We start from the raw sequence: 23,847 nt of genomic DNA, 5'->3' as shown, positions 1-23,847 counted from the left end.
CGATCGCAAACCATCGCGCCGAGGCGAGCGCGTGGAGCCTTTCGGCTGCTTTCTGGGCCGTTAAACTTTTCGTTAAGTTTTAGTGGCATTGTTCCAGTCTGAAACCTCAGAGATAGAGCCTTAAGTCCAAGCCTGAAAGAACGCGCGATGCGTAATGCGTTTTACATCGCCCTTCTGATGATGTCCCTCACGGCTTGCGCCTCCGCGCCGAGCCGGATCGGAGATGCCTGCGCGATTTTCGAGCAGAGAGACGGGCTTTTCAACAACTGGGCCCGCCAGGCGCGCGCAGCAAGCCGCGAATACGGCGTGCCGGTCCCGATCCTGATGGCGACGATCTACGTCGAGTCGAGTTTCCGCGCCCGCGCCCGCCCGCCGCGCAAATATGTGCTCGGCATCATTCCCTGGGGCCGTATCTCTTCGGCCTATGGCTACGCACAGGCGCTGGACGGAACCTGGGACGGTTACCGCAAATCGACGGGTCGCTGGGCCGCCAGCCGCAGTGACTTCGGCGATGCCATCCGCTTTGTCGGCTGGTATCACCACCAGAGCCATATCCGGAACAACATCCCCCTCAGCGATACCTACAACCTCTACCTCGCCTACTATACCGGCCACGGCGGCTATGAGCGCGGCCAGTTCGGCGGCGGGGTTCGCCAGACCGCAAAGAAATCTGCCGCCATGGCAGCCAGATACGAGGCGCAACTGCGCCGTTGCGGATACTGAACCTTGGTTCCCGTGCAGGCTAAGCTGCACACGGCCTAGTAGCCGACGACGATGCGGGTGTTAGCGGTTCCATACCGGCTCGTCAGCGCGAAAAAGGTTGCGGCATTTTCCGGATGCAGCCTGATACAGCCATGGGAGGCTGGTCGACCGAGGCGCTTGGTATCGAACGTCGCATGCACGGCATAGCCGCCATTGTAGAACACGGCGAACGGCATTGGCGCGTTGTCGTACTTGCGCGACCTGTGGCTCCTCGACAGCCATTTTGCGCTCCAGCTGCCGAGCGGCGTGCTGTAGCCTTTCCGAGCGGTCGATACCGGCCAGCGGTAGACATCAACACCGTCTTCGCTCACCGTCATCGTCTGGGACGACAGGCTGACGCTGGCGACCAGGCCGGCGGACAGTGCCGACGACGCAAAGACAAGCGCGCACGAAAACAGTGCAGCTCCAACCATGTAGTGGCGCATGAAATGTCCCCCGGAAAGCCCCTTACCCTGAAAAGACATCATCACTTTGCGAGAAACGTTTCAATATAGTCTAGCGTGCCCGTCGTTGATTATTTTGAATTTTGTTTAATCGGCACAGTAAATTTCGAAAAAAAGCCATCAACTGACAAGACTATTGCCATTTGAACCTGATAGTATCGTGGCAAAGCGAGATCTGCCCTAAAGTACCTTTGCAGCCGTCACCTCGACCTCGACCAGAAATTCCGCGCGGGTGAATCCGCCGACGATGATCAGCGTCGAGACTGGCTTTGGGTCGAGCGTGAAACGATCGCGCACCGCCATGTAGGCCTGGAAGTCCTCGCGCCTCGTCACGAAGCCGGAAATGCGGATGACGTCGGCATAGGTCATCTTGGCCTCGTCAAGGATCGCCCCAATCGCCTTAAAGCAGAGTTCTGCCTGGGCGGTAACATCGGCCGGGATTGCATCGTCGAGGCCAATGCCGAGCTGGCCTGAGGTGACCAGCAGACTGGCTCCTGGCGGCACGAGCAGACCGTGATTGTAGGCGCCGAACGGCTGACGGACGGATGGCGGATTGAATGTCGTCTTCATCGAGGAATGCTACTCTCTTCAAAGCATGGCAATGGCGCACTAGACCTCTCAACGGCCGACGCTGCAAGCCAACCCTCCCCTGAAAACGAGCCTGGGACGGGGCAAAGAGCAGGCGACCTGATCCCTTGCGGCCTCAATGCCTGATGGTATGATCGCAGCGACGAAGATACGGGGTTGGGTATGGCGCAGCAAACAATTCAATGGTGGCGCTATCCGCGGCTGGCGCTTGGCATTCTTGGCAGCGACAAGTCGTTTCGCAAAAACCCGCTGATCGGCCATCCGCACCTGAACGAGCTTGGCCTGCATCGGGAGCGGGTGCGGATAGCCGCTCGGATGGCAGACTACCGTCGCCGCATCCTGGGGTCACAGGTCAGACCGGAGGAACGCAGCGCGTTTGATCGCGACGGGTTCGTGATCCGGCAAAACGCATTGCCGCAGGACGTCTTCCTGCGCATCCGCGATTTCCTCAAGAGCGAGCCTCTGCCGGCACGCGAGATGCGGCAGGGACAGGCGGTGACGCGGATGATTCCGATCGGCCCGACAGCGCTGAAGCGCCTGCCGGATCTGGCTCGCTTCAGCCACAACCAGTCGATCGCCGGCCTCCTGCGCTATGTCGGCGGTGCCGGCGGCGATCCGATCCACTTCATCCAGACGGTGATTGCCGAACCGGCGCTGGCCAAGGCCGATCCGCAGACCGCACTGCACGCGGACACGTTTCACTCGACCTCCAAGGCCTGGCTGTTTCTCGATGATGTGGAGGCGGACAACGGTCCCTTCGTATTCGTGCCGGGCAGCCACAAGCTGACGGAAAAGCGGATCGAATGGGAATATCGGCAAAGCCTGATCGCCAGCACGGACAACCGCGCCCATCACGCGGACGGATCATTCCGCATCACGCCTGAAGAGCTGACCACGCTTGGTGATTTCGAGCCGAAGAAGGTGACTGTGCCGGCCAATACGCTTGTCGTTGCCGATACCTATGCGTTCCATTCGCGCGCGGTCAGCTTCAAGCACACGATGCGGGTGGAACTACATGCCTATCACCGCACCAATCCGTTCTCGCCGCTGCCCTTCTCACCGCTGAGCCTGGTTCCCGGCCTGCACGACCGCCGCCTCGATCTCTATCTCGGCCATTCCGACCGCAAGGCAAAGCGCGCCGGCAGAAAGCCGACATGGCAGGATGTCGGCGAGTGCACGGCCTATTCCGAGCCGCATATCTGACGGTTCCGCCAAACTCGCGGATCTGCGGGCTCGGCGGACTTGTTTATTCGCTTCGGGCGCCGTAGGGCGCCAGGAACGTCTTGATCGCTTCGATCTCGTTCGGGCGGATCTCGTGACCGCTGGCATGCCATTCCAGCGTGACCTCGTCACCGGCCGCGCGGAGATAATCCGCAAGTGCCTGCGTCTGCGGGACCGGGCAGATCGGATCCCGCTCGCCGGCGGTGATCAGCGCATGCGCCTTTTCGCCCGTCGTCCGCTTAGGCGGCGTGAACGGGATGAGCGGATGCATCAGCACGCCCGCCTCGAACAGGCCGGGCTTTTCGATCATCACATTGGCGAGGATGTTGGCGCCGTTCGAAAACCCGAGGCCCAGCACGGTCGAGGATTCGTAGCGGTCGCGATTGGCCTCCACGAATTCCGACATCCGCTTGGTGGCGCGGGCGAGATCGTCGAGATCGTAGACCCCTTCCGCCTTGCGTCGGAAAAAGCGCGCAGCCCCATGCTCGGCGACGTCGCCGCGCGGAGAGACGATCGTAGCACCCGGCACGAGCCGGCTCGCAAAATCGAAGAACTGGTTCTCGTCGCCGCCGGTGCCATGAAAGGTGAACAGGATCGGCGCTCCTGGAGCACCGGGCCGCGCCCGGTGCTCATAACTGTCGAAACTCATCGTATCTCTCCTTAGGCCAGCGGTTCCAAGTGCTCCTCCAGCGTCGAGCGCAGATGCTCGTGCTGGGTCGGCAGCTTCAGGGCCTCGCCCAGATGCGCGGTATCCTCGTCGCGGTCGAAACCGGGTTCATTGGTCGCGATCTCAAACAGTACGCCGCCGGGGGTGCGGAAGTAGATGGCCCAGAAGTAATCGCGGTCGATCACCGGCGTGACCTGGTACCCCGTATCCATCAACGCCTTGCGGACTTCGAGCTGCTTTTCACGGTTTTCGACCGCAAAGGCCAGGTGATGCACGGAGCCGGCACCGAGACGGGCGCCCGCAATGTTCGGCATCGTCTCGACGTCGATGAAGTCGGCGCCGTTGCCGCCGGGCATGCCGAAGCGGGTGACACCGTCTCTGGCATCAACCTGCTCGTAGCCCATGAACTTCAAGAGCTCGGCATTGGCACCGTCGTCGCGCAGTCGGAGCGACGCGGAGTGAAAGCCGCGGATCGCTTCGTCGGCACCGACGCCATTGCCGGTCCACTGGGCACGGTCGTCATCCTTGACTTCGACCAGCGCAAACCCGTCGCCGTCTGGACCTGCAAACTGCAGGCGCTTTTCGCCAAAGGCTTCGTCGGCCTTCAAACCATCGGCACCGGCTTTCGTCAGACGATCCGTCCAGTAGCCGAGCGAGCCCTGCGGCACAGAGAATACGGTCGTGCCCACTTCGCCTGAGCCGGGGCGGCCCCTGGCGATATGCGGGAACGGGAAATAGGTCATGACCGAGCCGGGCGTGCCGATTTCGTCGCCGTAATAGAGATGGTAGACGTCAGGCGCATCGAAGTTGACGGTCTTCTTGACCCGGCGCAGGCCGAGCGTATCGGTGAAGAACTTGTTGTTTGTGGACGCGCTGGCCGCCATCGACGTGACGTGGTGGAGGCCCTTGATCTGGTTAATCATGTCAAACCCCTTTTCAATTTGTCGGCTCGGGAGCGAGCCGTTGTCTGGGGTGATAATTGGTGATCGCATGCGAATTGGATAGAGGATCACATCCGAACGGATTGTTCATTTTTCGTTGACGAGGTGACCGAAGCGTTCACCGCTCAGACAGTTTCCGGCAGCTCCCAGTCGACGGGATCCTTGCCGATGGACTGCAGATACTCATTCGCCTTGGAAAACGGCTTGGAGCCCAGAAACCCGTTATGGGCCGAGAGCGGCGACGGGTGGGCGGACTTGATGACGAGATGCCGTTCCTCATCGACAAAAGCCGCCTTCTTCTGGGCATAGGCTCCCCAGAGAATGAATACGACGCCGTCGCATTCCTCGTTGACGGTGCGGATGACAGCGTCCGTGAAGCGTTCCCAACCCTTGCCCTGATGCGCGGCGGCCTTGCCCTCTTCCACGGTCAGCACGCTGTTCAAAAGCAGCACGCCCTGTTCGGCCCAGTGTTCGAGAAAACCGTGCTTTGCCGGCGCGATGCCGAGATCTGCTTCCATTTCCTTGTAGATGTTGACGAGTGACGGCGGGATACGAACACCGGGACGGACGGAGAAGCAGAGGCCATGCGCCTGGCCTTCGCCGTGATAGGGGTCCTGTCCGAGGATCACCACCTTCACCTCATCGAGCGGCGTCAGGTCAAGTGCACGGAAATACTCCGAACCCTTTGGAAAGATGAGCTTTCCCGCCTTCTTCTCGGACACAAGGAAGCTCTTGAGATCGGCCATATAAGGATCCTCGAACTCTGTTTCGAGCGCGAATTTCCAGGTTTCCTCGAGCTTGATATCGCCGTCCGCCATACAGGTGTCCTTTAGGTGAAACGTCCGCCGCGCTGGATGACTTCGGTCCTGTAGCCATCCGGATCGGTGACGAAGAAGAATTTTGCAAACGGCCGGCCCTCATGCGGCATGTCCGCAAGCTTGCCCACCGTCAGGCCCAGTTCGGAGAAGCGCTTGTGTTCCGCCTCGACATCCTCGACCGTCACCGCCAGATGGCCGTAACCGTCTCCAAGGTTGTAGGGTTCAGAACGATTGCCGTTGACCGTCAGTTCCAGCTCGAAACCGGTTTCGAGATTGGAGAGGTAGATCAGCGTGAACCCGTCGAACGGCCGGCGATCGGCGACCTTCAGGCCGAACGCCTTGTCGTAGAACTCGACCGAGCGCGCTTCGTCCAGCACGCGGATCATCGAATGCACCATCTTTGCCATCGGAGCGCTCCTTAACGAAGGATGTGGTTGGACTTGGAATGCCAGTCCCAGGCTGAGCGGATGATGTCTTGCAGGGAATATTGGGGCTCCCAGCCGAGCACGGCCTTGGCCTTGTCGTTGTTGGCGACGAGCGAGGTGGAATCGCCTTCGCGGCGGCCGACATATTCGACCGGGAAGGGCTTGCCCGACACGTCGGAAATGGCGTCCAGAAGTTCCTTCACCGTGGTGCCGGTGCCGGTGCCGAGATTGAGCTCGACCGTATCGCCGCCCGCGAGCAGGTAATCGACGGCGCGGACATGCGCGTCGGCCAGATCGAGAACATGGATATAGTCGCGGACGCAGGTACCATCACGGGTATCGTAATCGTCGCCGAACACCTTGAAGCCCTGGCGACGGCCAAGCGCTGCCTCGATGGCGAGCGGGATCGCATGGGTTTCGGGCGTATGCCATTCGCCGATCCGGCCTTCGAAATCGGCACCGGCGGCGTTGAAATAGCGCAGCATGACCGATTTCAGGTCCTTGTAGGTGCCGTAGTCCTTCAGCGCCTGCTCGATGATGAATTTGGTGCGGCCGTAAGGGTTGATCGGCGCCTGCTTGTGAGTCTCGTCCATCGGCACCCGGTCTGGAAGACCGTAAGTTGCGCAGGTCGAGGAGAACACGAAGGCCTTCACGCCAGCGTCGATCGCGGCCGACAGAAGCGTCAGCGCACCGATGACATTGTTGTCGTAGAAACCGACCGGGTTCTTGACGGATTCGCCGACTTCGATCAGCGCAGCGAAATGCAGGATGGCGTCCGGCTTGTGCTTGGCGAGCACTTCGTCGAGCCGTGCACGGTCGCGGATATCGCCCTGTTCGAGCTCGCCCCAACGGACAAATTCCGCATGGCCGTTGGAGAGATTGTCGAAGACGACGGGCTCGTAACCCCGGTCCGCCAGAACGAGGCACGTATGGGACCCGATATACCCTGCCCCACCAACGACAAGCACCTTTTTCTTAGACATCATCGCTCCTGCTTCTTCGAAATCGGCGGCACTATACCGACAGGGTTTCAAATGGGAAGGGTAGAGGCCATATCAGGGGTCCCGCTCCCCATGGCAGAACACCAGACAGCATCCGCGTGCAGTTGATTCTTTACATGAAGACGGGCGCCGCGAACTTGTCTATCCTCGTCAGCAGATTCCCGTAGGTCCTTTGATGCGTTACATCTTTCTCAGTCTCGGCTGGCTGTTCGTGGGTCTCGGCGTGATCGGCGCCTTCCTGCCGATCCTGCCGACGACGCCGTTCCTGCTGCTGGCCGTCGCCTGCTTTGCGCGCTCGTCGCCAAAGCTGGAGGCATGGCTGATGGACCATGAGACGCTGGGCCCGCCGCTCAGGAACTGGCGCGAGCGCGGCGCTATTTCGCGAAGGGCAAAGGTCACGGCGATCTCGCTGATGGCCGTCAGCTATACCGGCTTCTGGTTCGGCTCGCACCCGGCAGCCTGGCTCGCCATTCTGGTCGCCGCGCTGATGATCGGCCCGGCCATCTTCATGCTGACGCGACCGGACGCCTGAGCTAGCGATGCCGCGACTGCGGCAGAACGTAAGGCACATGCGCTGCCGGCACGCGACCGACGGCACCGGCGATGCCATAGACGGAAGCAATCATCTCGTCGCTCACGGTGTCATGGCACGGACCTTCCGCCACCACGCAGCCGTGGTTCAAAACCACCAAATGGTCGGCAAATTCCGCAGCAAGGTTGAGGTCGTGCAGGATGGCGAGAACCATGCCACCGGCAGCCGCAAAATCGCGGGCGGTTTCCAGCACCGAGATCTGGTGGCCCAGATCGAGACTGGCGGTCGGCTCGTCGAGAAACAGCGCGCACGGCACGCCGTCGACCACCGCCCTTGGCACCTGCGCCAGCGCGCGGGCAAACTGGACGCGCTGCTGCTCGCCGCCGGACATCGACGGATAGGGCCGGCTTTCGAAACCGCGCAGGCCCACCCGTGCCAGAGCCTTGCGCGCTTCCTCTCCCGGATTGAGCGAACCGTTGGCAACCGCACCCATGCGGGCGATCTCCAGCGCCGAGAAGGGAAAGGCCAGCTGCGTCGCCTGCGGTAGCACCGCTCGGCGCCTCGCCAGATCGACCGGCTTGCAGGCCGCCACATCGGCACCGTAATAGGAAACATGCCCGCTATCCGGCACCATCTCGCCGGACAGGACCTTCATCAGCGTCGATTTTCCGGCACCGTTCGGGCCAATCACCACGCTGAAACGGCCGGGCTCCAGCGTTAGGCTGACTTGTTCGATCAGCTTGCGACCGGCGCGGCTGACGGTGACGTTTTCTGCCCTGATCATGCCCGTCCTCCTCGTATGCCCCTCATGGCAGGTCCCGCATGCCGATGCCGTTGCGTCCGATCAGCAGGAACAGAAAGACCGGCGCGCCGAACAGCGCCGTAATCACCCCGATCGGCAGTTCCGCGGGTGCCGCAACGGTACGAGCCACGGCATCGGCGATCAGCAGAAGCGCGCCGCCGCCGAGCGCCGAGCCCGGCAGCAGAAACCGGTGCGACGGCCCCATCGCAAGCCGCAGCAGATGCGGCACCACGATCCCGACAAAACCGATCGAGCCGGCGACGGCGACCGTGGAGCCGCAGGCCGCTGCAACCGCGACGATGACGATCCGCTTCAGCCGCTGCACCGGCACGCCCATGTGGAAGGCCGCCGCATCGCCAAGCACAAGCGCATCGAGACCGCGCGCGACGAAGGGGATGATCGCCATCACAAAGACGATGAACGGAAGGATCGACAGCACCCGCCCGTAGGTGGCACCGCCGAGGGAACCGAGGCTCCAGAACGTGATGTCGCGCAACTGCCGGTCATCGGCCATGACGATCAGAAGCCCCATGAAGGCGCCCGACAGGGCACCGATCGCGATGCCGCAAAGGATCAGCGCCGTGGTCGAGGTTCGGCCGTCGCGGGTGGCGATAACATAGAGCATCCAGGTGTTGATCAGGCCGCCGAAAAACGCCATCAGCGGCAGGAACTGGTTTCCAAGCAGCATCGAGACCGGGGCAAGCACCGTGCCGCCAAGCACGATCGCCAGCACCGCCGCAAGCCCGGCGCCGGATGTGACGCCGACGATGCCGGGATCGGCGAGCGGATTGCGAAACAGGCCCTGCATCATCGCACCCGATACAGCGAGCCCCGCGCCGACCAAGAGGCCGAGCGCCGTGCGCGGCAGGCGGACGGCTTCGAGGATGACCCGTTCCTGGGTGGTGAGGCTGTCGCCGTTTCCGGTCAGGTAGGCGAAGAGATCGCGAAGGCCAACGCCGGTCGGGCCGACGCCGAGCGACAGTAGGCAGGCGGCGATCAGGAGCACCACGAGAAGCACGATGACGACAACGCCCTGCGACGTACGATCGCCCTCGCCCGTGTTGCGAAACGGCATGGCCAGCGTCTTCATCATCAGTGCATCGCATCTGGATAGAGTTTTGCAGCAAGTGCCCGGCCGGCCTCGGGCGTGCGCGGACCAAAGCCCAAGAGCAGCAACCCGTCCATGGAGATCAGCGCCTTGGATGCGGCAGCCGGGGTCGTCTGCATCGACGGCAGCGCGAACATCTCATCCGGCGTGGTCGAATGGTCGCCGCGTGACATGGAGAGGATCACGTCAGGAGCCGCGGCAATCACCGCCTCGTCGGACAGCGGCTTGTAGCCTTTGATCGAGGGCGCGGCATTGACGCCACCCGCCATTTCGATGATCGCGCCGGCTTCCGTATCGGCACCGCCCGCCATCAGCCGCCCGTTGGCAACGGAGAGAACGAACAGCACCTTCTTCTTTTCGCCGGCAATCTTCACCACATCGTCAGCGAGCGCCTTCAGCCCATCCTCGGTCTTTGCGGCGAGTACCCCCGCCTTGTCGCCAAGGCCGACGGCCGCACCGACGTCGCGGATCTTCTGGCCGATCTTGTCCGCAGCCGGCGGCGTCGGGATGACCACGACAGGGATCTCGCTGGCCGTAAGGATTTCCAGCACCGGTGGCGGACCGGACCCCTCTTCCATCAGAATGAGATCCGGTTTCTGGCCCAGAATGCCCTCGGCAGAGAGTGCCCTGATATAGCCGACGTCAGGCTTGGAATTTGCGGCGGCAGGATAGGAACTGGTGGAATCTCGCGCTACAATACGGTCCTCGGCGCCCAGATCGTAGAGGATTTCGGTGATCGTGCCGCCGATCGAAACGATGCGCCGGGCGTCCGGATTGCCCGTTTCCGATGCCGCCGCGCCACCGAATGCGACCGCGGAAGAGACGACGGCAAGCGCAAGCAGATGTGCAAACCTTGGTGAGGAAACCCGGAGAGAGAAAACCATGAGACCCGCCCTTGTGATACCAGAGGGCAAACTCGGTTGCGATGCGATCCGCCCCAGCCGCCCTATAACTTGAGTTGACTAGACAAGTTTTTTCCGGTTTTCAAGACAGGCATCAAGAGATAACTTGAGTGCGAAGTGAAACTTATGTGAGGATTGATTCCATGTACATCGCCATGAACCGTTTCCGCGTCGTGCCGGGCTTCGAGCAAGCATTTGAAGACATGTGGAAAAGCCGCCAGGGCCGGCTTGCCGAAGTGCCAGGCTACGTCGAGTTTCACATGCTGAAGGGACCGAAGGCCGACGATCACACGCTCTATGCCTCCCACACGATCTGGGAAACCGTTGAGCATTTTCAGGCCTGGACAAAGTCCGAACAGTTCCGTGCAGCCCATGCCAATGCCGGCCAGAACCGCGGCAAGGTCGAATACCTCTCCGGCCCGCAGTTTGAAGGTTTCGAAGTCATCATCAGTGAAGACAAGAACGGCGTCCGCGCCGCCGACGCAGCCTGAGGTCCGCAATGGACACCCACTCGGAGATCGCGCCCGACCGCCGCGAACGCGCGCTCAAAGCCCTCTCAGAAAAGCCCGACGGCGTCGTTGAATCGATTGCAGCAGGCGCCGATGTGACGGCGGCAGAAATCCTGGCAGTCCTGCCGGAGGGGTCGGCCGTCATTGCCGGCAAGGAACGCTTCGACGAAATCTGGTCGGAGCTGACCACCTGGGGCGTCGTGCTGTTTCTCGTTCACACGGAGGACGTGGTGGCCGAGATCGACGGCATCCTTCCGGCCGGATCGGAAAGCCACGGCTGGTTCAACATCCACGGCGACAGCCCGATCGGTGGCCACATCCGCAAGGACAACTGCGCCTCTATCACCTTCGTCGACCGTGCGTTCCATGGTCGCCGTTCCTGCTCGGTCTGGTTCATGAACCAGAAGGGCGCCGCCATGTGCAAGGTTTTCGTCAAGCGCGACGCTGGCCGCGAACTGATGGCGGATCAGCTGGTGAAATTCGAGGCTTTGCGCGATCGTTACGCGAGCCTGTAAGTGATGTAGGTTCGGATTGGATAATTTCCGAACCTACACGATTTGCGCAGCAGCGCGGATCAGCGGACAACAGGCTCCTTAAAGAGCCGGCACCCATTTCCAGAACACGCCTTCCAATCTTTCCGGGTAATATTTGAACTCGCACTCGAGTTTTCGGCCGTAGGTTTCGGCCTGCGACAACGCCTCGGCACTGACAGGGCTCATGCCCGTGCCTGGCGCAAACCAGTCTTCCAGAAGATCTTCCGGCACATAGATGCCGGTCCTCAGAGGCAACGCCGTTAAGGCAGCATCGAGTTCTGCGGGTATCGTCCGTGGCGCCATTGTTTCATCCCTTCGATCGTTGATTGGAATCGAGCTCGATCTGTGAGCTTTCAGGAGGTTGTCCGTTTACAAGAATGCCCCACTGACACCGTTGCGTCGAGAAGAAATGGCGCCCGCGGTTCCCGCTCGCCCGCTGCCGACGGCATGAGCGCACAGGCAGAATGGTTCAATCTAGCCAAAAGCGCTCTGGACCCTAAGTTGGATAGAGGTGGGTGCAGCGTGTGCTAACCAATGAGGATAATGTCATGAAAATCGTCGCCTTCTCTGCCGGCCTTCTGGGACTTGCCCTGGCGCTCAGCAGTTGCACGACCGCCGGCGCCAGTGGTGGCGGATCTGACATTGCCCCGATCAAGGGGAGCATCACCTATGGCGGCCAGCCGCGTTCGAAGCTGACCAAATCCCCCATCGGCAGCACGTTTCCGCATGAGTTCATCGACCAGTTCGGCGACCGGGTGAGCGAGACCTATGTGATCGAGCCGGACCGCAGCCTGCGCATCATCGATCGGCACGTGATTTCAGAGTCTTTCTCCGACTAGAGGGCGCCCCCCGATCGACTTTCGTCGGGCGAGGCAGATTGACGCGCCTCACGCGCGCCTCTTGTGGGTTGCAGCCGTTGCACTTATTCCGTGTCGGGTAGATCGACATGGCATGATTGGGAGGCAACATGGCAGACGACGGGAACTGGGCGCCGCTTTCGCCTTACGCAACGGGCGTGCAAGGGCGCTGCCCGCGCTGCGGCCAGGGCCATCTCTTCAAGGGCTTTCTGACGATCAGGCCGCGATGCGAAGCGTGCGGGCTTGATTACGCCTTTGCGGATCCCGCAGACGGTCCGGCCTTCTTCGTGATCTGCTTTGCCTGCGTGCCCTCGGTGGCACTCGCAGTGTGGATCGAAACGGTGTTTTCGCCGCCGTTCTGGGTGCATCTTCTCATCTCTCTCCCCTTCCTGCTTCTGACCTGCATCCTGCCGCTGCGACCGCTGAAAGGCTGGCTCGTCGCCAGCCAATATATCTACCGGGCGCGGGAGGGCAGATTGCAAGGAAGCCCGAACGACGTCTGATTCTGGTGCGACCGGGTGGTCTCCGACTGCCGCTCGTCGCGCGAGTACCGGAACAATTTCCCGCGCCAACCATTCGACATGACAAGCAAGGAGCCTGTCATGCCGGAAATGCAAGAGACTGAGACGGAAGCACAGCGGCGGTCGCTGGCGCTTGAGGGCGCAATGCTGCTGATGATCGACGGCCTTGCCGCAAGAGGCACCATTTCGGTGGATGAGGCAGAAGACATGCTTCGCATCCTGTCCACAAGCTCCGACGGATCGGCCCTCCGAGCCAACAATTCCCTGCGCGTCGTCAACCAGCTGAAGCGGTTGCGACGGGGCGATGGCAGTGCAGCACCCGGCGCCTGAGGCGGACTCACATCTGTCGACGCAGAGATCACGTTTTCAGGAACCTTTTTTACGCCTCACCGTTCACCTCCCAACAGCAAAAGGAGACACTATCATGAATAGCATCGTATGGTTGGTAGGCGCAGTCGTCATCGTAATCGCGGTTCTGAACCTCGTTGGATTTGCTTGATTTTATTGCCCTTTTCCACTGAACTTCACGTTCAGGTGGAGAAACAAAAAGGCGCCGGTTCTGATCGAACCGGCGCCTTTTTCGTATTGGTGACGTCCCGCCTGGGTGGGTTACTGCCCGCCGTCACTTCGGCGAGCAGTGTGATTAGATGAGGGCTCGCCTATTCGGCAGTCAGCAGTGCAAACGGATGATCGGCAAAGGCGAGGTTGACGGCGATGCTGTCCTTGGCCTCGACGTCCTTGCCGGTGGAGAGATCGCGGTAGCGACGGTTGGCGAGCTGTGTAGGCAGCTCCACTTCCGTCTCAGCCCAGCGCTCGCCCCGTGACGGATAGACGTCGCCGTTGAGCGCGCCGAAGACCAGCCGCGGTACGATCACGATCACGGCTTGATCGCCATCGGTGCGGGCGAAGGCCAGGATGTTTTCGGCCCGGTTTCCGGTCGCCTTGAGCGGCATGTAGTCGCCCTTGCGGAACAGGTCCGGCGCGTCGCGACGCTGGTGCAGCAGACGCTGGATCAGGTGCTGTTTCAGCCGTCCGCTCAACCATCCGTCCTCTGTCGAGGAGTCCGGATTGTCGTTCTCCGCAGGGAGGTCCTGCAGCATGGCGAAATCCGGTTCGCGCCGGTTGTCGGGGTCGACAAGGCTGAAATCGAGGGCTTCACTGCCCTGATAGATGTCAGGCACGCCCGGTGCCGTCAGCTTGACGATCGTCTGGGTCAGGCTGTTGACCAGACCGGCCCGGATGAAGGGCTGGAGCGCCGAGGAGAAGTCCGCCAGGAATTCCTGGTTTTTCGGCGACAGCATGTAACGGGCGTAGTCGAGCACAGCTTTCTCGTACGCCTCGTTGCTGTCGCCCCAGTTGGTGCGCAGCTTGGCTTCCTTGATCGACTTCTCGACATAGGCAAGGAAACGCTCCTCGAGTGCCTTGAGGCCGGTCTCGTCCTTCGGCTGCAGCATCGTCGGCCAGACGCCTGCGAGCGCCTGATAGAGCATCCATTCGACCGCAGGCTCCGGTGCCGGGCCATCATCCAGCGAGACAACCTTCGTCTCGTTCATCTTGCGCCAGCGGGCAATGCATTCCGACCAGAGTTCCGGCGCCTCGGTCAGCACGTAGAGACGGGCACGGGCATCTTCGCCGCGCTTGGTGTCGTGCGTGGATGTCCCAGACAGCGCATCCGGCTGACGCTGCAGCCTTGTTTCCATGTCGTGGTGGAAACGCTCGATCGAGAAATCGCGCGGCAGCGGTTCGGCGCCGACTTCGTTGAGTGCGAGCGCCATATGCTGACGGAAGAACAGCGTGTCCTCGACGGACTTTGCCATCAGCGGGCCGGTCAGCTGCTGGAAGCGGGTGCGGAAATTCGCCGCATCATGAGAGGCTTTCTCGGACACGTCGTTGCCGAGGATGCGGGTGATCAGATCGAGGCCTGCCTGATCCGGCGCATTCGGGCCCTGCCTGACCTTGTCGACGACGCTCTTCAGCATCTCATGGCCCTCCGGCGGCAGACCTGTTTCCGTCCCATAGGTCCGGTAGACCGGGAATGCGACCAGCAGTTCGCGCAGTGCCGACCTCGTGGTTTTCTCGTCCACGCTGAAGCCATCCGTGTTGGCGATCGCGACAGCAAGTTTCAGCAGCGTCGTGAACTCGCCCTCGAAGTTCTTGTCGGCCATCAGAAGCTTGGCAGCGCGCAGTTCGGCCGGCATGTCGACCGGCTTGCCGACGACGTCGTCATAGGCTTTGCGCAGACCGGCGATCTTTGCGCCGTCCACAAGAGCGTCGGACAGCGAGGCGATGAACTCGTAACCCGTCGTGCCTGAGATCGGCCAGTCACTCGGGATGTGCTCACCTTCGCCGAGGATCTTTTCAACGGTGATGTAGCAATCGGGACCAGCTTCCTGGCGCAGAAGCTCGATATAGGCCTTCGGATCGGCGAGACCGTCCACGTGGTCCACGCGCAGACCGTCGACGGCGCCGGAGTGAACCAGTTCGAGGATCAGGCGGTGGGTGTCGTCAAATACCTGTCTGTCTTCGACGCGGACGCCGGCAAGGCCGGTGATCTCGAAGAAGCGGCGGTAGGAGAGATCGCGCGGCGCTTCCCGCCACGACATCAGCCGGTAGGGCTGGCGCTCGTGCAGCTCTAGAAGAGATGTCTTGTCGGTGAGCTTGGTCACCTCGGTCTCGCGGCCCTGATAAGTTTCCGGCGCGAGCGGATAGTAGCTGTCGTAATAGGCGAAAGCCGGCTTGCCGGTCTTCGGGTCGAGCTTCACCGAGATATCGCCATTGGAAAGTGCGGTCTCGAACGAGTCGCCGAGGAAAGGCAGCGTCAGCGGGCGCGACCAGTTGATGTCGAAATGCTTTGCGAACCGGCTGTTCTGGCCATTTTCGATAACATCGCGCCACCACGTGTTTTCAAGCGACGCGGCCATGTGGTTGGGCACGATATCGAGGATCAGGCCAAGACCTACGTCCTTCAACGTTTTCACCATGCGATCGAAGCCTTCGCGACCACCGATCGAGGGTTCGATCTCGTTGGCGTCGGTCACGTCATAGCCATGGGTTGACTCCGACGTGGCCGTGAAGATCGGCGATGCGTAGAGGTGGCTGATGCCGAGGCGCTTCATGTAAGGCACGAGCTCGCTCGCGCGATCGAAGGTCATGCCGTTGCGAAACTGGATACGGTAGGTCGATGTGGGGATTTTCACTTGGTGTCTCCGGCGGGCGCGAGGCGGACGATGATGGAGTTCTGGGGCAGATCCGGCGTTTCGGACGGCCAGGCAAAGAGCGTCTCACCCGGCAGATCGGGAAGCGGCTGCACCTTTTCGCCGATGTTGAGCGCGATCGACAACGTGCCTTTCGGGAAAGTCCAGGTGACGGCCAGGAAGCCCTCGTCGGTCTTCAGAACCTTGCCGGAATTGCCGGTGGCCGTTGCAAGCATCGGCACGATGTGCTGCTGACGAAGGGAAAGCAGCTCCTTCGTCAGCGCAAGCCACTCCTTGCCGTCGCGGCTATCGTGCTTCTTCCAGTCGAGCTTGGAGGCGTCGAAGGTCGTCTTGGCATTCGGATCGGGGACGACATCGCCCTCGTGGCCGGCATGGCCCTGGAATTCCTTCGCACGGCCCTCGCGCACGGCCTTGGCAAGGTCGCCGTGGAAATCGGTGAAGAAGAGGAACGGATTCGTCTCACCATATTCCTCGCCCATGAACAGAAGCGGAATATGCGGCGAGAACAGAAGCGAGGCGTAAAGGACCTTGGTGCGATCGGCACCGGCAAGCTCGATCAGACGTTCGCCCTCGGCGCGGTTGCCGACCTGGTCGTGGTTCTGGATGAAATCCACGAAAGCGACGGGCGGCTGGCCTGCGCTTTTCACGCCGCGCTTTTCGCCGGCATGCGGCGAGACTTCGCCCTGATAGGCAAACCCTTCGGCCAGAACCCGGGCGACGAGCTTTTCCGGCTGCTTGGCGAAATCCTCGTAATAGGCGTGCGTTTCGCCGGTCGCGAAAACATGGACGGCATTGTGAAAGTCGTCGTTCCACTCCGCGGTAAACAGAGGTGCGTTGCCGTCTTCGTCGCGCGGATGCAGGTCGATGATGTTGCGGGCGTCCTCGGTCGTCAGGTGGATCGGCCGGTCGGTAATCTCGGCGCGGATGCGCTCGGCGATCTCGTTCAACACGTGGCTGTCGGAAATATCCTCGATCTGGTCGATCGCATCGAAGCGAAGGCCGTCGAAATTGTATTCATGCAGCCAGTAGAGCGCGGCCTCAACGATGTAGCGGCGGGTCGCATCGACGTCATAGGCGATGGCCGCACCCCACGGTGTCTGACGCTCCTTGTGGAAGAAGTCGGGCGCCAGAAGCGGCAGATAATTGCCCTCGGGGCCGAAATGATTGAGCACGAGGTCAAGCACGATGGAGATGCCATGCGCGTGAGCGGCATCGACGAAGGCTTTGACATCATCTGGTGAGCCATAAGCGGCATGCGGCGCATAAAGAAGAACGCCGTCGTAACCCCAGCCACGGTTGCCGCCGAACTGCGCAATCGGCAGGATCTCGACCATGGTGATGCCGAGTTCGGCGAGATAGGGCAGCTTCTCGATCGCGGCGCGGAACGTGCCGTCAGGGGTGAAGGTGCCGACATGCATCTCGTAAACGACGGTTTCTTCCCAGGGGCGCCCAGTCCACTCCGTTGTCTGCCAGTCGTAGCTGGTCGGATCGATGACAAGCGAAGCGCCATTGACCTCGGACTTCTGGGCACGGGATGCGGGATCGGCGACAACGGTACCATCGGCCAGCACGTAGTTGTATTCCGCGCCTGGTTCGACGCCGGTTGCCAGGATCTCGAACCATCCGTCGCTGCGGCTCATCTCGGCATCCTTGCCGTCGAGACGGAGCACGACCGTTTCCTGGCCCGGAGCCCAGAGACGGAACCTTACCTCGCCAGCAGCGACATATTCCGCTCCCCAGGTTTTCGGAAAGCTTCGGAGTTCGGCGACGGCATTGACGTCCGACATGGGGTCCCTTTCATCAGGTTGAGAGCGACCGGCAAACGAGTGAAAGGCGTGACAGTTCCATCATGGAACAGGCAAACCTTTCACGATCAGTGATTTTCGCAGGCTGATGTTTTTCAGCCTGGAAAGCGCTCAGAGATCGAGCAGCGCATAAGGCCGACCTGTCGGCTTTTCGATATGCGAAGCAACGTTATAGACCGGCGCGCCCCCTGGCGTCCTGCCTTCGTAGCGGCCGCGGTGGGCATGGCCGTGGACAACGGCCTTGACCGGGAAGCGGTCGATCGTTTCGGCCAGACGCGACGAGCCGAGGAAGGGGAAGATTTCCTCCGGTTCGCCTTCCACCGTCTCGCGGATCGGAGCGTAGTGGAGCACGACCATGGCGCGTTCGGAGCGAACCTGACGCAGCGCGTTTTCGAGCCGCATCGTTTCCTCGACGCTTTCGGCCACCATCGCCTTGATCGCCGGCTCGCCGAAGGAACCCAGCATGTGACGCCCGAAGCCACCGGCAAAACCCTTGGCTCCGGCGAAACCGACGCCGTTGATTTCGACTGCCTGACCTTCGAGAAGGTGGACGCCGGCGTCCTTCAGTATGTGGGTGACTTCCTCGACGCAGCCACATTCATAATCGTGGTTGCCGAGTACGGCGACCATCGGGATCGAGCATGAGCGCAGATCGGCGGCCAGCAGTTCGGCTTCCTTGACCTTGCCGAGGTCGGTCAGGTCGCCGGTCAGGACCAGAATGTCCGCCTCCAGCGAGATCTCGGCAAACAGGTCCTTGTAGGATTCCGAGCCGTGTTCCTTGACGTGGAGATCGCCCATGGCAGCGATGCGCTGCAGGCCCGCAGGCTTCTTGCGATCGCTCTTCTGTTTTTCGGCAGCCTTGTCAGACTTGCTCATACCGGGCCTCCTTCCAAAGTTTTTTCATCGACGCCCGCGCGCAGTTCTCCTTCGCCACCGACGTCGGCGAAACCCCATTCCTTGACATCGATCTCGAAATCGATGCGGCTGAACATGCGGCCACGGCAGACCTTCATCTGCGGCAGGGGCAGTTCGCGCTGCGCCTTCAGGCGGTCGAGAAGCTCGTCGAGCAGCCAATCAGGAACCTTGTCGCGCTCGGTCGGGTAGATCCAGCGGAAATTGAGAAGGTGGATCAGCAGCACTTCCCAATGCACTTCCATATGGTTGAGCAGCCGCTCCCAGTCGATCTGGTCATGGGCGCGCAGGATCGTGTGGACGATGTCGCCGCCGTCGTAGCGGTGACGAAGCTGGACGAAGCATTTCGACCAGATCAGCTCCGTCGGGGCGATAATACGGACCTTGTGGCCGTTCATCTCGATCTGTCTGGCATTCTCGAACCAGCTGTCGCTGATCGGCATCGTGCCGTTGGAGGCTGCAAAGATCACATCGAAGAAGTGCTTGCCCTTCTTCACCTTGCCCAGCCAGCGGTCGTCTTCGACCTCGATCTCATATCCCTTCTGCTTGAAATGCGAGAGGATCCGGGCGTAGTCGCCGGCCTTGCAGAAGATATCGAGATCCTTGGTCTGACGGGTAATGCCGGTATAGGCGCTGAGCGCGAACGTGCCGGCCAGAAGGAACGGGATGTGGCAATCGACCAGATCCTCCAGCGCCACGGCAACGAAGGCCTCCGCATCGGCATCGGCCAGAAACGGTGCCGCCTTGACCTCGAGATCGGGCATTGCCTGGAGCGGATGGGGCGGCGTTTCTCGCGCCGCCGTCGGTGCGGGGGCGAGCCCATGGCGCTTTTCTACATCGGCATTCATCGGTTTTCTCCGAATGTCAGTGGGTAGCGGGAACAGCGCGTTTTCTCGCTGTTTCCCGCCTGAGCGTCAGGCTCAGCCTCACGGCTTTTCCTGGTTGTCCGCATTGGCCATCGGGCTTGGGCGTCCGTCCGGCTGGTCGCCGTCTTCGCGCTGGTCGATGTCTTCAAGATCGGTCTTGACCATGAAACGGTCGATTTCGCCGCGACGCGCGGCTTCGCGCACGGCTGCCGGGTTGGTCGTTTCCATCTGCTCGCTCAATTCGTCACGAACCGGTTCGCGCGCCTTGTCGTCTTCGTGCTTTTCGTTTTCCATCAGGGTCTCCTTTTACGTCGTCAGGCCAGCAATGTGGCGAGCCGGTGGGGAAACCGCCGAGACGCTGCAGAGGTTCCGTGCTGTCGGGAACCGGGACACGGTTTGCCAAGTTTTAAGCGGAAACGAAGGAGGACGACATGCCGGCAAAATCAAGTGCGCAGCAAAAGGCAGCAGGCGCCGCGCTTTCCGCAAAGCGCGGCGAGACCAAGAAATCGGAACTGAAGGGTGCTTCCAAAAGCATGGAGAAGTCGATGAGCGAAAAGCAGCTCGACGAACTGGCCTCCACGAAACGCAAGGGAAAGCCGGAACACGCTTCCTGAAGCTGGAGCGGCAACGTCTTCTCCTTTTGCACGAATCCGTTACACCTCTGATCCCAGGTGAACGGATAAAGGATGAGCACTGTGACCAAGTCTTACGGATCGATGTCGATTGCCGAGCTTTCGACGCTTTTGCAGCTCGGCAAGGTTGATGCGGTTGAAGTGACTGAATCGGTCCTGTCGACGATTGAATCCTATTCCGACAAGGCCGTGTTCGTGACGCTTCTGCGGGACCGTGCGCTTTCCGAAGCCCAAGCTGCGTCAAAGCGCCTGCGCGAAAACCGCTCGCTCGGAATTCTCGATGGTATCCCGATCGCCTGGAAGGACTTATTCGACATCGAAGGCCTTTCGACCACGGCAGGCTCGAGCGTGATGGCCAAAGATCCGGCGGCGACCAAGGATGCAGCGGTCGTCGATCTCCTGAAACAGGCCGGCATGGTCGCGATGGGCCGCACCAACATGAGCGAATTCGCATTTTCGGGCATCGGCATCAATCCGACCTACGGCACGCCGGAAAACCCGCGCTCGACAGACATGCCCCGCGTGCCGGGCGGATCCTCGTCAGGTGCTGGCGTGGCCGTGGCCGCTGGCCTCGTGCCGGTTGCCATGGGGACCGACACGGGCGGCTCGGTCCGCATCCCGGCTGCCTTCAACGGCGTCGTCGGCTACAAGGCAACCCGTGGCCGATATGCCATGGACGGCGTCTTCCCGCTGGCGAGAAGCCTCGATTCGCTGGGACCGCTTTGCAATACCGTACAGGACGCCGTGTGGATCGACGCGGCAATGCGGGGTCTCGGCACACCGCTGACACCACGAAAGCCCACGCAGCCGCTCGATATCGTCATCCCCACCAATGGCGTGTTCGACGGCGCCGAGCCGGGTGTGGTCGAGGCGTTCGAGGCAGCGATCGAGAGGCTGGCAGCAGGCGGTGCCCGCATCACCCGCCTCGCCTTCCCGTCCTTCGACGAACTGCCGCAACTGATGGCGAAATACGGACCGATGGTGACGGCGGAAGCCTTTGCGCTCCATCGAGAACGACTGGCGGGTGCGGATGCTGGCGGAATGGACCCGCGCGTCGTTGCCCGCACCAGACTTGGCGAAAAGACCACGACCGCCGACTATCTCGCAATCATCGATGCTCGCGCCCGGATGACGGCAGAGACCGAGGCACTGATCGCCGGTCGCCTCGTCGCCTTCCCCTCCGTCGCCCATGTAGCACCAGCCATTGCGCCATTGAAGGCCGACGACGAGGCGTTTTTCGCGGCCAACGGCAGGACGCTCCGCAATACCGGCTACGGCAATTTCCTCGACTGGTGCGGCGTGTCGATCCCCTGCGGAACCGGCGAAGCCGGCATGCCGGTCGGATTCCTCCTGTCGGCGGTTGCTCACGACGACGAGATGCTCCTCGCCGCCGCGATGGGAGCGGAAGAGGTGATCCGGGGCTGACCCCGGATCATTGTTTCGCAGGCCTCAGAACCCTTCGAGCACGATCTTGCCGCGGGCCTTGCCGCTTTCCAGCGTGGCATGCGCCTTCTTCAGGTTTTCCGCATTGATCGGGCTCATCACATCGGTGACGGTGGTGCGGATCCGGCCGGCATCGATCAGTGCGGCGACTTCGTTCAGAAGCTCTCCCTGCTCGTCCATGTCGGCCGTTTCATAGATCGACCGGGTGAACATCAGCTCCCAATGCACAGAAAGAGCCTTGCGCTTGAAACCGGTGATGTCGAAGGTTTCCGGATCGTCGATCAGCCCGAATCGACCCTGCGGCGCGATCAGTTCGATGATCTCCTTCGTATGACGTGGCGTTTCGGTCGTCGAGAAGACGAAACCGGGCGCGCCGATCCCGAGCGCCTTCACCCGTTCGGCGATCGGCCTGGAATGATCGATGACGTGATGGGCGCCCAGTTCCTTGACCCAGGCCTGGGTCTCCGGCCGTGACGCCGTCGCAATCACGGTGAGGTCGGTCAGAGCCCGGACAAGCTGGATGGCGATCGATCCGACACCGCCGGCACCACCGATGATGACGATCGCATTGGCTGCACCCGGGACCGGCTTTTCGACATCGAGCCGGTCGAACAGCATTTCCCACGCGGTGATCGCCGTCAGCGGCAAGGCGGCCGCCTGCGCATTCGAGAGCGACTTCGGCTTGTGGCCGACGATCCGCTCATCGACCAGATGGAACTCGCTGTTAGCACCTTGCCGGATCAGCGAACCCGAATAGAACACTTCGTCGCCCGGCTTGAAGGCGGACACGTCATCGCCGACTTCGACCACCTCGCCCGCCACATCCCAGCCCAGCACCTTCCACTGGCCGTCTTCAGCCGAGACGTTCTTGCGGATCTTGTAATCGACCGGATTGACCGAAATCGCTTTCACCGCAACGAGAATATCCCGCCCCGTCGCCTTCGGCCGGTCCAGTTCGACATTTTCAAGCGCGTCGTCCCGATCGAGCGATCCGGCAGTTCTGTAGGCTATGGCTTTCATGGCGTTCTCCTTTGCTTGCAGAATTGATGTAAGCCTCATATGGCGCTATGATCATCCAAAGCCAATACGCACAAAAACAGCCTATAGTGTCAAAAAGGATACCGTGATGGCCAAGGCCCACCATACCAGGTTCGACTGCAGCCCCGGCTGCTCGGTGGAAGCGGCGATCGGCCTGATCGACGGCAAGTGGAAGTCCGTCATCCTGTTTCATCTGTTGGACGGCACGCTGCGCTTCAACGAAATCCGCCGCCAGATTCCCGCCGTGACCCAGCGCATGCTGACCAACCAGCTACGCGAGCTGGAGGCGGACGGGTTGATCACTCGCAAGGTCTATGCCCAGGTGCCGCCCAAGGTGGAATACAGCCTCTCGCCGCTCGGCCTCACCATCAAACCGATCCTGACCGCGTTAAAGGCATGGGGCGACGAGAATATCGGGCTCTACGGCAAGCCGAAACAGACCACGACCGATCTGCAGGCGGCGTCGATTCCGGCCTGAAAGAGGGCCTGACCTGCTCCGCACCAGCTACGGGGACTATCGCAGAGAGACAGGATCGGCGGGGGCAAGACGTTGATCAGCGACTGCGATAATCGTTTCCATAGGGGGCAACGTTGAGACTTTCCGTACTGATCCGGGGCAACAATTACATCGAGAAGGACCGTTTCGGCCTGCCGATGGATGCGCGCAAGAACATCGACTCGATCATCGAGAACATTGTCGCGCCGGTGCGTGAAAGCAATCCCGATGCGAAAATCTACCTCGCCACCTATGACAGCCCGGCCCTGGCCGAGCTTCAGGATAAGCTTGGACCGTGCGAGCTGATCAAGCTGGATGCGCAGGGCAGCTCGCAGATCGAGACCTACAAGGAAGGCCTGAAGCACGTCTTCGCCCAAGACGAATACGATGCGCTCGCCGTGATCCGCTTCGACCTGCAGTTCAGGAAGAAGATCACGGACTGGAATGTCGATATCAGCCGCGACAGCATCTACTTTCCTTTCAAGGAATACAAATCCTACTGGCGTGACCACTGGCGCGTCGGCGACGCCGTGCATGTGATCGGCAAGAGCGCTATTTCACATTTCTACAATGCCATGATCATGAACCAGCTTTCGGGCCGCGCTCACCTGCATCTGATGTATTATTTCCTGCGCACCATGCACGCAAACCTGCGCTTCATCGAAGACGGCTACTTCGATTCCAACACGCTGTTTGCCAATCCGGAATGCGACAACCCGCTCTACAAGATCTTCAACCGACCGCGACTGACCACGCCGTCCCCGTCGATGGGCATGCAGCTCGGCGAAATCCAGGCCGAATAGGCGTTTC

The 23,847-nt window shown here is 61.2% G+C and carries 29 protein-coding genes; 12 read left to right on the top strand and 17 right to left on the bottom strand.

What is annotated here, in order from left to right; translation table 11 throughout:
• Positions 1-147: 147 nt before the first annotated feature.
• The gene (locus tag IFT59_RS04010; protein ID WP_062455153.1) at positions 148-723 is read left to right on the top strand and encodes a transglycosylase SLT domain-containing protein; all 576 of its coding nucleotides are present in this window, start codon (positions 148-150) and stop codon (positions 721-723) included.
• A 35-nt stretch (positions 724-758) separates the two neighbouring features.
• Here the strand turns inward: IFT59_RS04010 and IFT59_RS04005 are convergent, their stop codons facing one another.
• Together IFT59_RS04005 and IFT59_RS04000 are read right to left on the bottom strand one after the other, a co-directional pair.
• Positions 759-1,175: a L,D-transpeptidase gene (locus tag IFT59_RS04005; RefSeq protein WP_371816180.1), complete on the bottom strand. Its 417-nt coding sequence runs from the start codon at positions 1,173-1,175 to the stop codon at positions 759-761.
• 210 nt (positions 1,176-1,385) lie between these two features.
• Complete coding sequence (locus IFT59_RS04000; protein ID WP_192086143.1) at positions 1,386-1,775, bottom strand: RidA family protein; 390 nt, start codon at positions 1,773-1,775, stop codon at positions 1,386-1,388.
• 180 nt (positions 1,776-1,955) lie between these two features.
• On the opposite strand from IFT59_RS04000, the gene IFT59_RS03995 reads away from it, so the two are divergent.
• Positions 1,956-2,996, top strand: a complete 1,041-nt coding sequence (locus IFT59_RS03995) for a phytanoyl-CoA dioxygenase family protein (RefSeq protein WP_113109870.1) — start codon at positions 1,956-1,958, stop codon at positions 2,994-2,996.
• Positions 2,997-3,039: 43 nt separating this feature from the next.
• On the opposite strand, the gene IFT59_RS03990 is transcribed toward IFT59_RS03995, so the two are convergent.
• The 5 genes from IFT59_RS03990 to galE all read right to left on the bottom strand — a co-directional run bounded on the left by IFT59_RS03990 (position 3,040) and on the right by galE (position 6,848).
• Positions 3,040-3,663: an alpha/beta hydrolase gene (locus tag IFT59_RS03990; protein WP_192086142.1), complete on the bottom strand. Its 624-nt coding sequence runs from the start codon at positions 3,661-3,663 to the stop codon at positions 3,040-3,042.
• A gap of 11 nt (positions 3,664-3,674) precedes the next feature.
• Entirely contained in the window at positions 3,675-4,604 is a 930-nt protein-coding gene (locus IFT59_RS03985; protein ID WP_192086141.1) for a VOC family protein, read from the bottom strand.
• Between the two features lie 143 nt (positions 4,605-4,747).
• Positions 4,748-5,440 carry a uracil-DNA glycosylase gene (gene ung, locus IFT59_RS03980; RefSeq protein ID WP_113109867.1) on the bottom strand — a complete coding sequence of 231 codons (693 nt, stop codon included), beginning with the start codon at positions 5,438-5,440 and terminating at the stop codon, positions 4,748-4,750.
• Between the two features lie 11 nt (positions 5,441-5,451).
• Positions 5,452-5,847: a VOC family protein gene (locus IFT59_RS03975; RefSeq protein WP_113164972.1), complete on the bottom strand. Its 396-nt coding sequence runs from the start codon at positions 5,845-5,847 to the stop codon at positions 5,452-5,454.
• A gap of 11 nt (positions 5,848-5,858) precedes the next feature.
• A complete protein-coding gene (galE, locus tag IFT59_RS03970; protein ID WP_062583162.1) occupies positions 5,859-6,848 on the bottom strand; it encodes a UDP-glucose 4-epimerase GalE in 990 nt (329 codons plus the stop codon).
• 193 nt (positions 6,849-7,041) lie between these two features.
• Between galE and IFT59_RS03965 the strand changes: the two genes are divergently transcribed.
• Positions 7,042-7,398, top strand: coding sequence for a YbaN family protein (locus tag IFT59_RS03965; protein ID WP_062582604.1), 357 nt, complete (start codon positions 7,042-7,044; stop codon positions 7,396-7,398).
• A 1-nt stretch (position 7,399) separates the two neighbouring features.
• Here the strand turns inward: IFT59_RS03965 and IFT59_RS03960 are convergent, their stop codons facing one another.
• The 3 genes from IFT59_RS03960 to IFT59_RS03950 are packed head-to-tail and all read right to left on the bottom strand — an operon-like array spanning position 7,400 to position 10,192.
• Positions 7,400-8,182: a heme ABC transporter ATP-binding protein gene (locus IFT59_RS03960; RefSeq protein WP_192086140.1), complete on the bottom strand. Its 783-nt coding sequence runs from the start codon at positions 8,180-8,182 to the stop codon at positions 7,400-7,402.
• Between the two features lie 22 nt (positions 8,183-8,204).
• The gene (locus IFT59_RS03955) at positions 8,205-9,293 is read right to left on the bottom strand and encodes a FecCD family ABC transporter permease (RefSeq protein WP_192086139.1); all 1,089 of its coding nucleotides are present in this window, start codon (positions 9,291-9,293) and stop codon (positions 8,205-8,207) included.
• On the bottom strand, positions 9,293-10,192 hold the full coding sequence (locus IFT59_RS03950; protein ID WP_192086138.1) for a heme/hemin ABC transporter substrate-binding protein: 900 nt from the start codon (positions 10,190-10,192) through the stop codon (positions 9,293-9,295). The genes IFT59_RS03955 and IFT59_RS03950 overlap by 1 nt, the downstream gene beginning before the upstream one ends.
• A gap of 161 nt (positions 10,193-10,353) precedes the next feature.
• On the opposite strand from IFT59_RS03950, the gene IFT59_RS03945 reads away from it, so the two are divergent.
• Both IFT59_RS03945 and hutX read left to right on the top strand, forming a co-directional pair.
• Positions 10,354-10,701, top strand: coding sequence for an antibiotic biosynthesis monooxygenase family protein (locus IFT59_RS03945; protein WP_062582599.1), 348 nt, complete (start codon positions 10,354-10,356; stop codon positions 10,699-10,701).
• Between the two features lie 8 nt (positions 10,702-10,709).
• Positions 10,710-11,234 (top strand): heme utilization cystosolic carrier protein HutX, encoded by a 525-nt coding sequence (gene hutX, locus IFT59_RS03940; protein WP_192086137.1) that lies wholly within the window; start codon positions 10,710-10,712, stop codon positions 11,232-11,234.
• A 78-nt stretch (positions 11,235-11,312) separates the two neighbouring features.
• Here hutX and IFT59_RS03935 read toward each other — a convergent pair whose 3' ends face one another.
• A complete protein-coding gene (locus tag IFT59_RS03935) occupies positions 11,313-11,555 on the bottom strand; it encodes a hypothetical protein (protein ID WP_062455136.1) in 243 nt (80 codons plus the stop codon).
• Between the two features lie 245 nt (positions 11,556-11,800).
• Here IFT59_RS03935 and IFT59_RS03930 point away from each other — a divergent pair, with 245 nt between their 5' ends.
• From IFT59_RS03930 to IFT59_RS03920, 3 genes are all read left to right on the top strand, one after another.
• Positions 11,801-12,091 carry a hypothetical protein gene (locus tag IFT59_RS03930; RefSeq protein ID WP_062455134.1) on the top strand — a complete coding sequence of 97 codons (291 nt, stop codon included), beginning with the start codon at positions 11,801-11,803 and terminating at the stop codon, positions 12,089-12,091.
• Between the two features lie 128 nt (positions 12,092-12,219).
• Positions 12,220-12,612, top strand: a complete 393-nt coding sequence (locus IFT59_RS03925) for a DUF983 domain-containing protein (protein ID WP_192086136.1) — start codon at positions 12,220-12,222, stop codon at positions 12,610-12,612.
• 99 nt (positions 12,613-12,711) lie between these two features.
• Positions 12,712-12,960, top strand: coding sequence for a hypothetical protein (locus tag IFT59_RS03920; protein WP_139283784.1), 249 nt, complete (start codon positions 12,712-12,714; stop codon positions 12,958-12,960).
• Between the two features lie 329 nt (positions 12,961-13,289).
• Here the strand turns inward: IFT59_RS03920 and treY are convergent, their stop codons facing one another.
• The 5 genes from treY to IFT59_RS03895 all read right to left on the bottom strand — a co-directional run bounded on the left by treY (position 13,290) and on the right by IFT59_RS03895 (position 19,722).
• Positions 13,290-15,827, bottom strand: coding sequence for a malto-oligosyltrehalose synthase (treY, locus tag IFT59_RS03915; protein WP_192086135.1), 2,538 nt, complete (start codon positions 15,825-15,827; stop codon positions 13,290-13,292).
• Complete coding sequence (gene treZ, locus IFT59_RS03910; protein WP_192086134.1) at positions 15,824-17,632, bottom strand: malto-oligosyltrehalose trehalohydrolase; 1,809 nt, start codon at positions 17,630-17,632, stop codon at positions 15,824-15,826. The genes treY and treZ overlap by 4 nt, the downstream gene beginning before the upstream one ends.
• A 129-nt stretch (positions 17,633-17,761) precedes the next feature.
• A complete protein-coding gene (locus tag IFT59_RS03905) occupies positions 17,762-18,448 on the bottom strand; it encodes a metallophosphoesterase family protein (RefSeq protein WP_192087097.1) in 687 nt (228 codons plus the stop codon).
• Between the two features lie 74 nt (positions 18,449-18,522).
• On the bottom strand, positions 18,523-19,326 hold the full coding sequence (locus tag IFT59_RS03900) for a nucleotidyltransferase family protein (RefSeq protein ID WP_062457812.1): 804 nt from the start codon (positions 19,324-19,326) through the stop codon (positions 18,523-18,525).
• A gap of 162 nt (positions 19,327-19,488) precedes the next feature.
• The gene (locus IFT59_RS03895; RefSeq protein WP_062455125.1) at positions 19,489-19,722 is read right to left on the bottom strand and encodes a hypothetical protein; all 234 of its coding nucleotides are present in this window, start codon (positions 19,720-19,722) and stop codon (positions 19,489-19,491) included.
• Positions 19,723-19,859: 137 nt separating this feature from the next.
• Here IFT59_RS03895 and IFT59_RS03890 point away from each other — a divergent pair, with 137 nt between their 5' ends.
• Positions 19,860-20,042, top strand: a complete 183-nt coding sequence (locus IFT59_RS03890; protein ID WP_062582591.1) for a DUF3008 family protein — start codon at positions 19,860-19,862, stop codon at positions 20,040-20,042.
• 81 nt (positions 20,043-20,123) lie between these two features.
• Complete coding sequence (locus IFT59_RS03885) at positions 20,124-21,485, top strand: amidase (protein ID WP_192087096.1); 1,362 nt, start codon at positions 20,124-20,126, stop codon at positions 21,483-21,485.
• Between the two features lie 24 nt (positions 21,486-21,509).
• On the opposite strand, the gene IFT59_RS03880 is transcribed toward IFT59_RS03885, so the two are convergent.
• Entirely contained in the window at positions 21,510-22,523 is a 1,014-nt protein-coding gene (locus IFT59_RS03880) for a zinc-binding alcohol dehydrogenase family protein (RefSeq protein ID WP_192086133.1), read from the bottom strand.
• A gap of 106 nt (positions 22,524-22,629) precedes the next feature.
• Between IFT59_RS03880 and IFT59_RS03875 the strand changes: the two genes are divergently transcribed.
• Together IFT59_RS03875 and IFT59_RS03870 are read left to right on the top strand one after the other, a co-directional pair.
• A complete protein-coding gene (locus IFT59_RS03875) occupies positions 22,630-23,019 on the top strand; it encodes a winged helix-turn-helix transcriptional regulator (protein WP_062582587.1) in 390 nt (129 codons plus the stop codon).
• A 113-nt stretch (positions 23,020-23,132) separates the two neighbouring features.
• The gene (locus tag IFT59_RS03870; RefSeq protein WP_062455117.1) at positions 23,133-23,840 is read left to right on the top strand and encodes a hypothetical protein; all 708 of its coding nucleotides are present in this window, start codon (positions 23,133-23,135) and stop codon (positions 23,838-23,840) included.
• Positions 23,841-23,847: the final 7 nt, after the last annotated feature.

The sequence above is a fragment of the Rhizobium sp. CFBP 8752 genome (assembly GCF_014842035.1).
GTDB lineage: Bacteria > Pseudomonadota > Alphaproteobacteria > Rhizobiales > Rhizobiaceae > Neorhizobium > Neorhizobium soli.
The sequence above is the reverse complement of the archived record's forward strand: the minus strand, read 5'-3'. Positions and strand labels throughout refer to the sequence as shown.